Consider the following 13,654-nt stretch of genomic DNA (forward strand, 5'->3'; position numbering starts at 1 on the left):
ATTCATGTAATTAAGTCAAAACCCTAAATTCTGGCGCTAATTGGCTGAAACCCAATCCATTATTTTTTTCTACCTTAATTTGAACAGGGATACGCTCTTTTAATGCTTCTACATGGCTTATTATCCCAATAGTTTTCCCTGACGCATTAAGGTGATCCAAAGCATCCAGAGCGATATCAAGAGTTTCAGGATCCAGTGTGCCAAAACCTTCGTCAAGGAACAAAGATTCTATCTGTGTTTTGTTGCTCACCAGATCAGACAAGGCGAGAGCAAGAGCAAGGCTGACAAGAAAACTTTCCCCACCGGAAAGGGTTTTGGTATCCCGAACTGCATCCGCCTGCCAGGTATCAATAACTTGTAATTCCAACCCGCCGTCATTTTTACGTTGTAAGTAGTAACGACCATGTAATTTTTCCAATCGGATATTTGCCAGATGTACGAGATGATCTAATGTCAGCCCTTGGGCAAAACGACGGAATTTAGCGCCATCAGCGGAACCAATAAGATTATTGAGATAACTCCAGTCATTATAATTTTGTTGTGAGAGTGCGATTTGCGCCAGTAACTGTTGTTGTTGCTGTCGGCGGGTTGCATCGCTGTTGAGCAGGATTTTGACCTCGCCTTGTTGCTGGTTATTGTGTTTTAACTTAGCTTCAGCCTCGGCCTGCATGGTTGATAATTGCTCGGCTTCATACTGCTCAGACAATTGCGGCTGTATTTCCGTATGCTGCTGTAATGCAACCTCAGATCCATGATGTCGGGTTCTGGCTTGCAATTGTTGTTGTTCAAGTTTTTCTTGTAACTGTTGCAATTTTTCCCGTTGTTCCGGCTCCAATAAAACACGCTCAAAGGATGGTTGATCAAGAAAACCTTGTTGTGCTAATCCGGACTGGAAGTGGCTAACAGCAAGCTTATGGCTGGATTCGGCTGAGATGTGGCTTTTTTCAATTTCACTGGCAGCACCAGTTAATTGGCTCATTTTATTTTGTAGTTGTTGTAAGTGAGAAGCAGCCTGTTTGTGAGCAACTTCAAGTTCATTGGTTTTTTGTTGTAAGCCCTGACGAACGTCAGTAATGGTTTGCTCACCAAATAAATTGTGACGTTCCTGACAGGTTTGCTCCAATAACTGTTTTTGTTGCTGTTGTTGTTCATTCAAGCCATGAAGGTGGATGGCAAGCTTATTTTTTTGCTTTTCCAATTCATTGAGTTGGCTTTGCAGGGCTGCTTGTTCTTTTTGTAGTTGCTGCCATTTTTCGCGTGAATCACGGTAATTTTTTAATTCTTGTTCACGTTGTTGCAGCCAGTTTTCTGCTTCTTGGTAAGCAGGCAGTGTGAAAGGTGTTGATTGCAATTCAGTATTTAATTGTTGTGCTGTTACTGCATAATCAGCTTCTGTCTGACAAATCTCTGCGGTTTTTTCTGACAATTTTTTTTGAGCGGTATTCAGCTTGAATTTAGCCAGTTCAATATTCTTTTCGTATATTTGAGATTGTTCACGGTTGGAGGTTAGCGTTTTTTCCGCTGTTTGATAGATTTTTTCTGCCTGCGAAAGTGCTTGCTGTTGGCTCAGATATTGCTGATAAGCGGATTGTCGCTGGCTGATAAAGTGATTAACCGATTCTGTATCCATCAGCAAGTCAGTGGACTGTAATAACTGGCAATGATGCTCCCACTGTTTAGTGAATCCCGTCAATGTATCGTTGAATTGCGCGATATTTTGCTGCAATTGTTCGCAATGTTGTTGCTGGATCTGTTGTTTTTGCTGCAGCGCTGTCCGATTTTCTTGCAGTTGCCCAATTTGTTGGCGCAGGCTTTTCAATCGTTCCTCTGACTGCGGTAAGGCAATACTCTGGTATTCACTGATTAGGGGATGGTGAGTTGAACCACAAAGTGGGCAGGATTCCCCTTCTTTTAATAGTGATCGTTCTTTTTCCAGACTGACAATCCGTTGTTCTAAACGTATACGATTGTCGAGATCGTCATAATGTTGCTGTTTTTCTGCTAATTGTTGGTTGGCAGTGGCGATCTGATCCGGCAAGAGTTTGAGGCACTCCTGAGATTGTATCAGTTTGGTTTGACCGTCTGCGATCGCTCTGTCTAATTGCTGGATCTGGGGCAGCAAGATCGCCAGTTTATTCTGTGATGTCAGTTGGTTCTGATAATTTTCTATATTTTTCTGTAACTGTTCCAACGGATGCTTTTGTTGCAAAACAGTAAGTTGGTTTTCAACCTTGATAAGGTTATTACGCAATATTTGCTTTTGTTCTTGCTGTTTAACCAATTCTGCATTCAGCTTGTTTAAATGATCGGTTTCGTGAGTGATCTCTCGGGTAATTTGCTGGGTATTTTGTGTAAGTTGGTTTATTTTCGTCTGTCGTTCTTGCTGACGGGTAATTAATTGCTTCCATTCAGGCAGCTTGCTGTCCAAATTGTGGTAATAGGGATGTTGCTCGTAATAGGACTCCAGCCTTTTCTGCTCTTTATTCAGTGTGGTTGTATGATTTTGCGTGGTTTGGTACTGAGTTAGGATGTCAGAACACTCGCGGTTCTGTCTGGTTATTTCTTTTTCCAGTCTCAGCCGTTCTTTTGATTGAATATCAATTTTATGATCGAGTGGCATTACTTGCTCTGAGATGAGCTTTTCCTGTTGATTTTGGAATTGTTGATGCTCTTCCCGCGTTTTTTCTAAATGAACCAATAGCTGTTCCGCAGGTTGCAGTAATGCTTGCTGCTGCTGGCACTCATTTTCTATTTTTGTATGTTGCTCAATAAGCCGCTGTTTTTCATCAAGAGTACGATTTTGTGCATCCCATAATGAACGGATTTTTTCTGCCGGTTCGCTGGCTGCGAGTTGTTGTAATTGGGGATCTGCTACCTGAATAGCCTGCTCAGCCTGTTGCAAAAGTGACGTATTGTGTGCCAGTGATTGTTGAAGTTCATTGCGTCGGGAAAGCCACTGTTCGGCTATTTGTAATGCTTTTATTTGCTGGCTGAGCTGGGTTTCTTCTGTAATAAGCTGCTGTTGTTGACTTTGGTATGCTTGTTGCTGTTCTGGTGTGAGCAATTCAATAGAAGATGCTTTGGCTTGCTGAATATTGAGTTCAGATTGTGCTTCTTTATGGCGCTGATAAATTTCCTGGGACAGGAAGCCGTAAATTTCTGTTCCTGTTAGTTCTTCAAGAAGGTCTGCCCGATCTTTATCCTGTGCATTCAGGAATGCGGCAAAATTCCCCTGTGATAAGAGAATGGATTTAGTAAAACGGCTAAAATCCAGACCTGTTATTTCGGCAATTTTCTCTTTTTTATCCCGTATCTTATCTGCCAAAATCTTACCGCTTTTTTTATCTGCCAATTCAACTTTCGGCTCCTGAAGTTTGCCATCAGCTTTATTGCGGGCACGGCGTTGGCTCCAGAATGCCCGATAAGCGATACCTTTGACTTCGAATTCCACCTCAGCAAGACATTCGGCAGTATGGTGCGTCATTAATTCATTTTGGGTTGTGGAAATAGTCTCTAATCGTGGTGTTTCATGATAGAGAGCAAGACAAATGGCATCCAGCAAGGAGGTTTTGCCCGCGCCGGTTGAACCCATAATGGCAAATAATCCATTGCTGGCAAATGGCTCTGCTGTAAAGTCAATTTTCCATTCTCCTTTCAGGGAATTGATATTTTTCAGTCGTAAACTAAGAATTTTCATGGAGTTTGTTCTTTTTGTTAGTGCTGAGAAATATCATCCAGCGTTTGCTTAAACAGGGTAGTCAGGCGTTGTTTTTGAGAAAGATCGTCCATTTCGGCCAGTGCCAGACGCCGTTCAAAAACGTCTTCCACACTCAGTTCAGTGAGTGTTTCTTTATTTTGTTCAGACAATGACAGTTGACGGACGCTTTTGCTGCGGCGTAGCAGGATAATTTCTACAGGCAACCCTTCGCTCAGGGTTTGGATGCGTTTTTGGATATCGTGAAGGTAATCTTGGGTTGCAACTTCAATATCGAGCCAAACAGGACGTTCTCCTTGATACTCTTTGAACGCCTGCAATTGTTCTTCTATTTGCGTAAGGTTGCCACGAATAAGCTGCATAGGCTGATAGCGCGGAATAGGTAAGAGTGTAATGCTCCCGAGTTTATCTGCCTTAAAGTCAACCAGACACACACTTTTTTCCTGATTTACCTCATCAAAACTTAGGGGAATGGGGGAGCCACTGTAGCGAATGTGCTCTGATTTTCCGATGACTTGCGGACGGTGGATATGCCCGAGTGCGATATAGTCAGCAGGCGGGAATGCCTGTGCGGGAAAGGCATCCAGCGTGCCGATGTAAATATCACGAACAGAATCCGTGGTAGCAGCTCCCACGGTGGTAAGATGCCCGGTAGCAATGATTGGCAAGGGTTGAGCAAGTTGTTCCCGCAATGCACTGGCCTGTTGATAAAGCTGGTGGTAGTGTTTGGTGATGGCATCCTGTAACACTTGCTGTTTTTGAATGCCAGACTGCCCGGCCTGACTGGTCATAATATCCCGTGGGCGAAGGTAGGGGATCGCACAGAGAACTGCCCCCGGATTGCCATCCTTATTATTCAGTACCTTTATTTGCTGCTCTGTACTTTCGGGTTCAGCGCTGGCAATCACCGTCGTATTCAGGTAGGAAAGCAGGGCTTTTGATTCATTGAGCGTAGCGACGGAATCATGGTTTCCCCCGAGAATGACTAGCTGACAGCCTGTAGGCTGTAGCGCTACGATAAATTTATTGTAAAGCTCACGAGCATAGCTGGGAGGGGCACTTGTATCAAAAATATCTCCGGCAATAATTAATGCATCAACCTGATGCTGTATGATTTGTTCAATAAGCCACTGTAAAAAATGCTTATGTTCCGCAGCACGGTTCTTGGTAAAGAAATATTGGCCAAGATGCCAGTCCGATGTATGAATGATTCGCATATTTTATCACCTATACCTATGCTCTCTCTTACTCATGATAAGCGCTAATTATAATGGGTGTATAAGGGATGTCCTGCGCAATTTGATTTCCATAATTGAATTTTCGAGCAAGTTCGCATTTACAATTGAAATATGACAAAAGTGTGATGCATTCACTGTGAATGAGTTTGCAGATTGATAATTGAGGTATAAGGGTTTTCATAAAATTGTCATAAAATTGACTCATAATGACACAAAGTGAATGTTGCTGACTTCAATGATATTGGCAGGATCAACTATGGTTAAACGTATTTTGGTAGTTGAAGATGAAGTACCGATTTGTGAAATGGTTTGTTTTGTTCTGGAACAAAACGGTTATCAGGCCGTTGAAGCCGAAGATTATGATACGGCAATAGGTAGGTTATCAGAACCTTATCCCGATTTAGTGTTATTAGACTGGATGCTTCCCGGAGGTTCGGGAATACAACTTATTAAGCAAATGAAGAGGGATAATAATACCAAAATAATTCCTGTCATTATGGTAACAGCGCGCGCAGAAGAAGAAGATCGGGTGCGTGGGCTTGATATCGGGGCTGATGATTATATCACTAAGCCCTTTTCACCCAAGGAATTGGTTGCTCGCGTTAAAGCTGTTCTTCGGCGAATGCCGCCTATAGAGGTTGACGATGTTATTGATATGGATGGGTTAATACTGGACCCATCATCTCATCGTGTTTCCAGTCAGGGGCAGAATGTGGAAATGGGACCAACTGAGTTCAAACTTCTCCACTTTTTTATGACTCATCCAGAGCGGGTTTATAGCCGCGAGCAGTTACTTGATTATGTGTGGGGAACGAATGTTTATGTGGAAGATCGCACTGTTGATGTGCATATCCGGCGTTTGCGTAAGGCTTTAGAAGTCGGTAATCATGACAAAATGGTACAGACTGTTCGTGGCACAGGATATCGTTTTTCTACCCGTTATTGATGGTGCTGAATTCGTTTATTGTTGATTGGTCATGTTGGTTTGAATGATAGCTGTAACTGAGTAGTGGGTGGTTTCGGGTAATAGAAGTTTCGGGTCATAATGTTTTCATGCTGGAGAAACATGTTGGAGAAAATAGTGTGCTTGAGCGTTTATCTTGGAAAAAATTGGTCTGGGGCCTTGTGCTTTTTTGTCTGCCTGCGGTCATTTTGTCTCTTTTTATCGGTCATCTGGCATGGTTACTCGTTATTGCACTATTTCTGGCACTGGGATGGCATGGCTATAACTTGCTGAAGTTATCCGATTGGCTATGGCTGGATCGCAGTTCGCTACCTCCTGCGGGGAGAGGAGGATGGGAGCCTATTTTTTATGGTATCTATCAGATGCAGCAGCGTAATCGTAAACGGCGTCGTGAACTCGCGTTATTGATCAAATGGTTTCGCAGTGGCGCAGAATCATTGCCGGATGCCATCGTGATACTTACTACGGAAGGTAACATTTTCTGGTGTAACCGCTTAGCCCAACATTTACTTGGGTTTCGCTGGCCGGATGATAATGGTCAGCATATTTTCAATTTACTTCGTTACCCCGATTTTAGTCGCTATATCATGGCAAATGATTTTTCCCGTCCTTTATCTATTGAGCTGAATAACGGAAATATGATGGAGTTTCGGTTCATGCCTTATTCAGAAAAGCAGTTATTGATGGTGGCGCGCGATATTACTCAAAAAAGAGTGTTGGAAAACGCCAGACGGGATTTCTTCGCCAATGTCAGCCATGAGTTAAGAACGCCACTCACCGTGCTTCAAGGCTATTTAGAGATGATGCAGGATCAAGAGCTTGATAGTAAGGCCAGCCAGAAAGCTGTCAGTACCATGCAGGAACAAATCTGGAGAATGGACAGTCTGGTTAAGCAACTGCTGCATCTTTCCAAAATTGAAGCAGGACCACAAGTTGACATGAATGAGATTGTTGATGTTCCCGCGTTCTTGACGTTATTGCGGCAAGAAGCATTAACCTTGGGAAATAATCAGTACGATATTGTATTTAATATCGATGAAAAACTGAAAGTTTTTGGAAATGAGGATCAGTTGTGCAGTGCTATGTCAAATCTTGTCTATAACGCCATCAACCATACTCCTTTGGGAACAAGAATTGAAGTGAGTTGGCGAAGTGTCTCTCAGGGGGCGTTGTTTAAGGTGGAGGATAATGGCGGTGGGATTAGTGCGGAACATTTACCACGCCTGACAGAACGTTTTTACCGCGTAGATCGTGCACGTTCGCGGCAAACGGGCGGTAGTGGGCTGGGGCTTGCAATAGTGAAACATGCCCTGCATCACTACAATACTCATCTCGACATTTCGAGTGTATTAGGAAAAGGTTCTACTTTTAGCTTTCTATTGATATCTAGACTTATCGTTTCATCTAAAAATAGTTTATATAAAAAATAATGAGTTACATGGAATTAAATGGTAACAAAACGGGAAAAAATGATTTATTAATCAATATGACTAAAAAAGTACAAATCATATAGTGTGTATTCAATGATAGATAACAATAATCACTAATTTTTAAAATTAGTTTGGAATATTATTCTGGTTTTTGGTTTGTCGCTTGCCTTTTGGCACTATAAAAGTTTTACTTGGGGGCAGTTGTTGGCGATTCTAGCTACTATTATCACTATAGTTCTGTATCTTGCGATTATCAGTGAATATTATGTTGATCACTGACTGTTACATCAGAATTCAGTCTCGCCGTTGAAAATTCAAGTGTTTGCGTTAATTAGTTAATATCGCACATGCAATTCTTTTGACAAAAATAAATTAATAATCATTATGGCATACCGTTTATCATCTAAGGATATTTGGGCATTAGGCTTTATGACCTTTGCCTTGTTTGTTGGTGCGGGAAATATTATTTTCCCGCCTATGGTTGGCTTGCAGGCCGGAGAACATGTTTGGATCGCAGCTTTAGGCTTTTTGCTAACGGCTGTTGGCCTGCCAGTCATCACAGTAATTGCTTTAGCAAGAGTCGGTGGAGGTATTGAAACACTCAGTTCGCCTATTGGTAAAACTGCGGGTCTGATTCTGGCAACTGTTTGTTATATGGCTGTCGGTCCTTTGTTTGCAACACCAAGAACCGCCACAGTTTCTTTCGAAGTAGGTATTGCACCGCTTATGGGCACAGGAGCACTTCCTCTATTCATCTATAGTGTTATTTATTTTGCGTTGGTGATCCTGATTTCACTATATCCGGGTAAGTTGCTGGATAGCATCGGACATATACTGGCTCCGGTTAAAATTCTGGCGCTGGCGATTCTCGGCATTGCTGCTGTGTTGTGGCCAGCAGGTAGCCCTATTCCTGCCGTTGAAACCTATCGAGAAATTCCATTCTCAAATGGTTTTGTCAATGGGTATTTGACGATGGATACATTGGCCGCGATGGTGTTCGGTATTGTTATTGTCAATGCAGCTCGTTCTCGAGGAATTGAAGCATCTACTTTGCTGACTCGCTATACCATGTGGGCAAGTTTGATTGCTGGTCTTGGTTTGGCTCTTGTGTATCTCTCCTTGTTCAAACTGGGGGAAAGCAGTGGCACATTAGTACCCACTGCTGAAAATGGCGCAGTCATTTTGCATGCTTATGTCCAGAATGTTTTTGGTAACTATGGCAGTTTCTTCCTTGCGATACTGATTTTCATTGCCTGCATGGTTACCGCTATTGGTTTGACTTGCGCCTGTGCTGAGTTCTTCAGCCGTTATTTGCCGTTATCTTATCGTTCTCTGGTTCTGATGCTGGGCACTTTCTCCATGCTGGTGTCTAATCTGGGTCTGAGCCACTTGATTAAATTCTCGATTCCTGTGCTGACGGCAATTTACCCGCCATGTATTGTGCTGGTATTGCTGAGTTTTACCATAAACTGGTGGCGTAACTTTACACGTATTCTGGCTCCGGCCATGTCTGTCAGCTTATTGTTTGGCGTTTTGGATGCAGTAAAATCGTCTGAATATTTGTCCCACCTGTTGCCAGAATGGACGAAACACTTGCTATTGGCTGATCAGGGGCTGGCATGGCTATTGCCTACTTTGCTGTCTATTGTTGTGTGTGCTATCTATGACCGTATTGCGGGAGGCGTTAATCTCCCAAAGTATGAAGTTCAGCATGAAGAAAAGTAGAATAAAATAAGTTCATTACAGGCAGTTATTTGCTAATTTTATTTATAATTCATGCAATGACATTAATGATAAGGGTGAGCATACTTACGCTCCTCACTCAATGAAGGTGATGAAAATAAAATTGAGAATGAATAACAGATTACTGGCTGTAATCGAACTGGAGGATCGTGTGAGACGTGCTAATTCGCTAGCTCCCACCGGCGACCGCGCAGTTTATAGTTATAGTTATAGTTATAGTTATAGTTATAGTTATAGTTATAGTTATAGTTATAGTTATAGTTATAGTTATAGTGGGGCGTTAATCCGCCAGACAAATGTATCTATATAAATGTACCACTATATAAATGTATCACTATATTATGCTCTGCGCGCAAAGCTCGTTAGGAGAATAAGGAGCCAGTCAGCGGATTACATCAAGGTCCGCAGCTCAGCTTTAATTTGGGTTATTAATAGCATTCCCATCGAACAGGTAAGAATTTTAATGAGTTTATTTTTCATTAATCCCCAGGAGCATAGGTAACTATGCGACTGGGGTAAGTGAGCGCAACCAACAAAGCTGCAACTTGAAAGACGACGGGTATATTACTAAAGATTAGTGTTTTATAATATAAAGATCTTTTGTCTTAATAACTCCCAGTGAATTAATCTCTACACCACCAACATAAGGTTTGATTAATTTAACCCGCATATAATAGTAGACCGGAATGGCAGGCATATCTTTATTAAGAATATCAATAGCCTGTTGATAATCGGCCGGATCATTAGTTTCATCAGCTTTTAAAGCCCATTTATCAAATTCCTTATTTTGATATCTCATATGATTATTCGTATTGCCTGAAGTGAAAATATCTAAAAAGCTGGTCGTATTATTATAATCCGCATTCCATGCATATCTCGTCACTTCAAAGTCGCCTTGAGTCATACTCACATTCTGTGTCTTAGATTCCTGATTTTGTAAAATGACATTCACACCCAGATTCTTTCTCCACGTCGAGCTGGCAGCAATGGCAATTTTTTTATGGGCATCAGAGGTGTTATACAGTAGGGTAAGCTTAAGAGGATTCTTTTCGTTAAAGCCCGCCTCATTCAGTAACTCTTTCGCTTTTACAATACGCTGTTCTTGTGTCCATGAAGCAAATTCAGGATGTTTTAAATAAATCCCTCCGGTGCCAGGTGCTACCACATCATAGGCGGGCTTTTGACCATTACCCAATACCTTGTCAGTAATAATGTTTCTGTCCACTGCTAATGCCAGTGCTTGCCTGACCCGAACATCATTAAACGGCGGCTTTTGCGTATTGAACAGATAATAATAGACTCCAATAATGGGCCTGACATGGAGTTGATCGCTATATTTCTCTTTAATCAGAGGCAGGAATTCTGATGGCCCACCATTGGATATATCAATCTCACCTGTCAGATAACGGTTAAAATCAGCCTTATAATCTGACAATGGCAGATGAGTGATTTTATTAATGACGGTATTTTTATCATCCCAATAATGGGGATTTCTGACACCGACAATTTTTTCATTCACGATCCATTCAGAGAGTTTGAAAGGGCCATTACTGACAAAAAATTGTGGCTGTGTCCATTTAATACCGTGTTTCTTGATAACTTTTTCACTGACTGGAGACATGGACGGATGTGCCAACATTTGCAGAAAACCCGCTTTGGGCCTGTCCAGTGCAATTTCTATCGTTTCGTTATCCAGTGCTTTGACACCCAGCTCTTCCGGTTTTTTCTTACCTGATAGCACATCTTGTGCATTCACAATTTTGGCTTGAATAAGATAGCTGCCGTAAGGAGAGATGGTGTCAGGCGTGACCAGCCGTCGGAAAGAAAAGACCACATCATGGGCTGTAATCGGTGTACCATCAGACCATTTAACTCCCTTTCTTAAATGGAAGACCCACGTTTTATTATCTTTGGTTTCCCAACGTTCAGCTAAAGCGGGGATAATATCCCCTTCATTATCCGTATCAACCAAACGTTCAAAAAAATCCTGTAAAATATCAAATTCAGAGCTAGATTCAGATTTATGTGGATCTAAAGAACCGGGTTCGGAAAAGTTATTGCGAGTTATTTCTTGCTTATCCGCTAATTGAACATTGGAGGGAATAACAGCAGCATAAGATAATGCCGTACTTCCCAGTATTAGACTGATAGAACAGGTTAATACTTTAGCAATTTTATTTTTTATTAGCCTTGCCATCGTTTTCTGCATATTAATATTCTCCATAACTGTTTATGTTATTTAAATAATCATTACATCTATCACTATCACCTTATCATCATCGGTATAAATATTACTGAATTAAATGATATCTTCTATTAATCAGCGCTGTCTATAAAACTGAGTATGAGTTAAATATATAAGAGCAACACATAATAATTAGCGTTGCTCTTATGATCTGGATCAAACACCGTTATAGTATCTGTAGTAGTACATTAAATCCGGACACCTCAAAAGCCTGCTAATGTTATTAACATAAACCGCCGTATACGGAACCGTACGTACGGTGGTGTGAGAGGACGACGGGAGTGATTCCGTCTCCTACTCGATTAGATAACTAACAATAATCTTTTAATCTGTTGCTATCATTTATACACTATTTCGCCTTTTGGTTCATAGTCAGCGGTATTCAATGGTGAATGTTTTTCAATATATTCTTTCAGTACTTCAGCATCGACGAAACCGGTGTCAACGTAACCCGGTAAATTATTAATCTTTGGATAGCCATCTCCTCCAATTGCATTGAAATTCAGGGTAGCCATTCGATAAGTTTTATTTGGATCTAATGGCTTACCGCCAATTTTTACATCGCTGATATTCTTACCATCAACCACAAAACTCACATTATAGAATTGCCCATAAGCACCTGAATTCTTTTCCATATTTGCAACAGCCGTCAAATATGGTAAGACTTCACTACCTTTAAAATCCAAATAAACCAACATGTTAGCGAATGGATGCACTTTCATAACATCTTTGTAAGTAATATTTCCCGGTTCAATAGAATCACGAATACCACCACCACTCATCACAGCAAAATCAGCGTTTGTCCGTTCCATCTGAGCTGCCAGTACAAAGTGTGCCATATTGGTTTGAACAAAACGAACCTTCCTACGGTCACCTTCTAGTTTGTTATCTACTGAGCCTACTTTAACATTAAGTCTTTGGCTGCCTTTATCCTGATAAGGTGTCAATAAATTGAGCATTTCAGGGGCTTGCTGAATTTCGTGTGTATAATAAACACGATCTGTACTACCATCTTCTTTAGTTACTTTTTTCTTCAAGTTGATAGGAATCAATTGGTAACTCACCAATTTAAATTCACCATTACGGAATTGAAAATCGGCCCGACCAACATATTTTCCCCATTCATGAGCTTGAACGATCCATGTCCCATTCTGGCGATCTGGGGAACAAGGTGCTCCTGGGATATAATCCACCTGTTTATAATTTTTCTTTTCTGCGGACATACAAACCGGATCTTGTGAGTGACCACCCACAATCATATCTAAATAACCCACAGGTAAACTACGCGCCATTTCAATATCTCCTGGCGCATTGGTGCCATGATGTCCATCGTCATAGTGCCCCATATGAGTTGCAGCAATAATCACATCTGGTTTTTCGTTCTTTTTCAGCTCGTCAATAACTTTTTTGGCTTCTTCAGCAGGAATACGAAATTCAACATCGGGAAAATTAGCTGGATTACCTATTTTCGCCGTATCATCAGTCGTCAAACCAAGAACAGCAATTTTCACACCCTGCTTATCAAATATGGTGTAAGGTTTAAACAAACGCTTGCCCGTGCTGGTTTGGTAAATATTGGCAGATAAAAATGGGAAGTTTGCCCATTTTTGTTGTTGGTACAGCACACTTAAAGGCTTATCGAATTCATGATTTCCCAGCGTCATTGCATCGTAGCCTATAAGATTCATACCCTTAAAATCTGGCTCTGCATCTTGCATGTCTGATTCTGGTGTGCCAGTGTTAATGTCACCACCTGACAATAACAATACGCTGCCACCTTTCTTGGCAACGTCCTGACGAATAGCGTCTACCATGGTTTTTTGAGCTGATAAACCATACTCACCATAATCGTTCTGCCAAAAATGTCCGTGATGATCGTTAGTATGCAAGATAGTGATATCGTAGGTTTTATCTTTTTCCCACGCAGGAGTTACTAACGGTATCAATGACAGAGAAACAGCAAGGACACATACTGGTGCTTTAAACGAAAATCTCATGGGTATCTCCATGTATTTTAAATTTTTATTAGTGACACCCCCCATCTTTCAAATTGCAACGTTATTAACGGCAACTTGAAATCTATTGGGTATCTATGATCATGTATCGAGTTTTTCTGATAAGGATTACATAATTATGTCATTAAATAATGTCTTCTTTCACCTTTTTGGGATAACTGTCAAATTATGTCCATGCTATAAAATTTCATTAGCAGCCTAATATGTATTAGATGGCGTCGTCATGAAATACTCAACCAAAGAGCAAGGCAGCGGATTTGGACTGCGGCAAGAAACGATGCACTGTTTTTGGCGTAACGGGTCG

At 41.3% G+C, this 13,654-nt stretch carries 7 protein-coding genes and 1 pseudogene; 3 read left to right on the forward strand and 5 right to left on the reverse strand.

Translation table 11 applies throughout. The features are described from left to right. Nucleotides 1–10: 10 nt before the first annotated feature. Together BM329_RS03010 and sbcD are read right to left on the reverse strand one after the other, a co-directional pair. Complete coding sequence (locus tag BM329_RS03010; protein WP_092548688.1) at nt 11–3,697, reverse strand: AAA family ATPase; 3,687 nt, start codon at nt 3,695–3,697, stop codon at nt 11–13. Nucleotides 3,698–3,714: 17 nt separating this feature from the next. Then, complete coding sequence (sbcD, locus tag BM329_RS03015) at nt 3,715–4,932, reverse strand: exonuclease subunit SbcD (protein WP_092548691.1); 1,218 nt, start codon at nt 4,930–4,932, stop codon at nt 3,715–3,717. 277 nt (nt 4,933–5,209) lie between these two features. On the opposite strand from sbcD, the gene phoB reads away from it, so the two are divergent. From phoB to brnQ, 3 genes are all read left to right on the forward strand, one after another. Next, entirely contained in the window at nt 5,210–5,899 is a 690-nt protein-coding gene (gene phoB / locus BM329_RS03020) for a phosphate regulon transcriptional regulator PhoB (protein ID WP_092548724.1), read from the forward strand. Between the two features lie 137 nt (nt 5,900–6,036). After that, nucleotides 6,037–7,347, forward strand: coding sequence for a phosphate regulon sensor histidine kinase PhoR (gene phoR, locus BM329_RS03025; protein ID WP_092548727.1), 1,311 nt, complete (start codon nt 6,037–6,039; stop codon nt 7,345–7,347). 384 nt (nt 7,348–7,731) lie between these two features. Next, the gene (brnQ, locus tag BM329_RS03035; RefSeq protein WP_092548697.1) at nt 7,732–9,072 is read left to right on the forward strand and encodes a branched-chain amino acid transport system II carrier protein; all 1,341 of its coding nucleotides are present in this window, start codon (nt 7,732–7,734) and stop codon (nt 9,070–9,072) included. A 592-nt stretch (nt 9,073–9,664) separates the two neighbouring features. Here brnQ and BM329_RS03040 read toward each other — a convergent pair. From BM329_RS03040 to BM329_RS14335, 3 genes and pseudogenes are all read right to left on the reverse strand, one after another. After that, nucleotides 9,665–11,299 carry an ABC transporter substrate-binding protein gene (locus BM329_RS03040; protein ID WP_245758996.1) on the reverse strand — a complete coding sequence of 545 codons (1,635 nt, stop codon included), beginning with the start codon at nt 11,297–11,299 and terminating at the stop codon, nt 9,665–9,667. A gap of 374 nt (nt 11,300–11,673) precedes the next feature. Beyond that, nucleotides 11,674–13,332, reverse strand: a complete 1,659-nt coding sequence (ushA, locus tag BM329_RS03045) for a bifunctional UDP-sugar hydrolase/5'-nucleotidase UshA (RefSeq protein ID WP_092548703.1) — start codon at nt 13,330–13,332, stop codon at nt 11,674–11,676. Between the two features lie 239 nt (nt 13,333–13,571). Next, nucleotides 13,572–13,654: pseudogene (locus BM329_RS14335) on the reverse strand (IS5/IS1182 family transposase); the annotation flags it as partial.

The sequence above is a fragment of the Xenorhabdus koppenhoeferi genome (genome assembly GCF_900116635.1).
GTDB lineage: Bacteria > Pseudomonadota > Gammaproteobacteria > Enterobacterales > Enterobacteriaceae > Xenorhabdus > Xenorhabdus koppenhoeferi.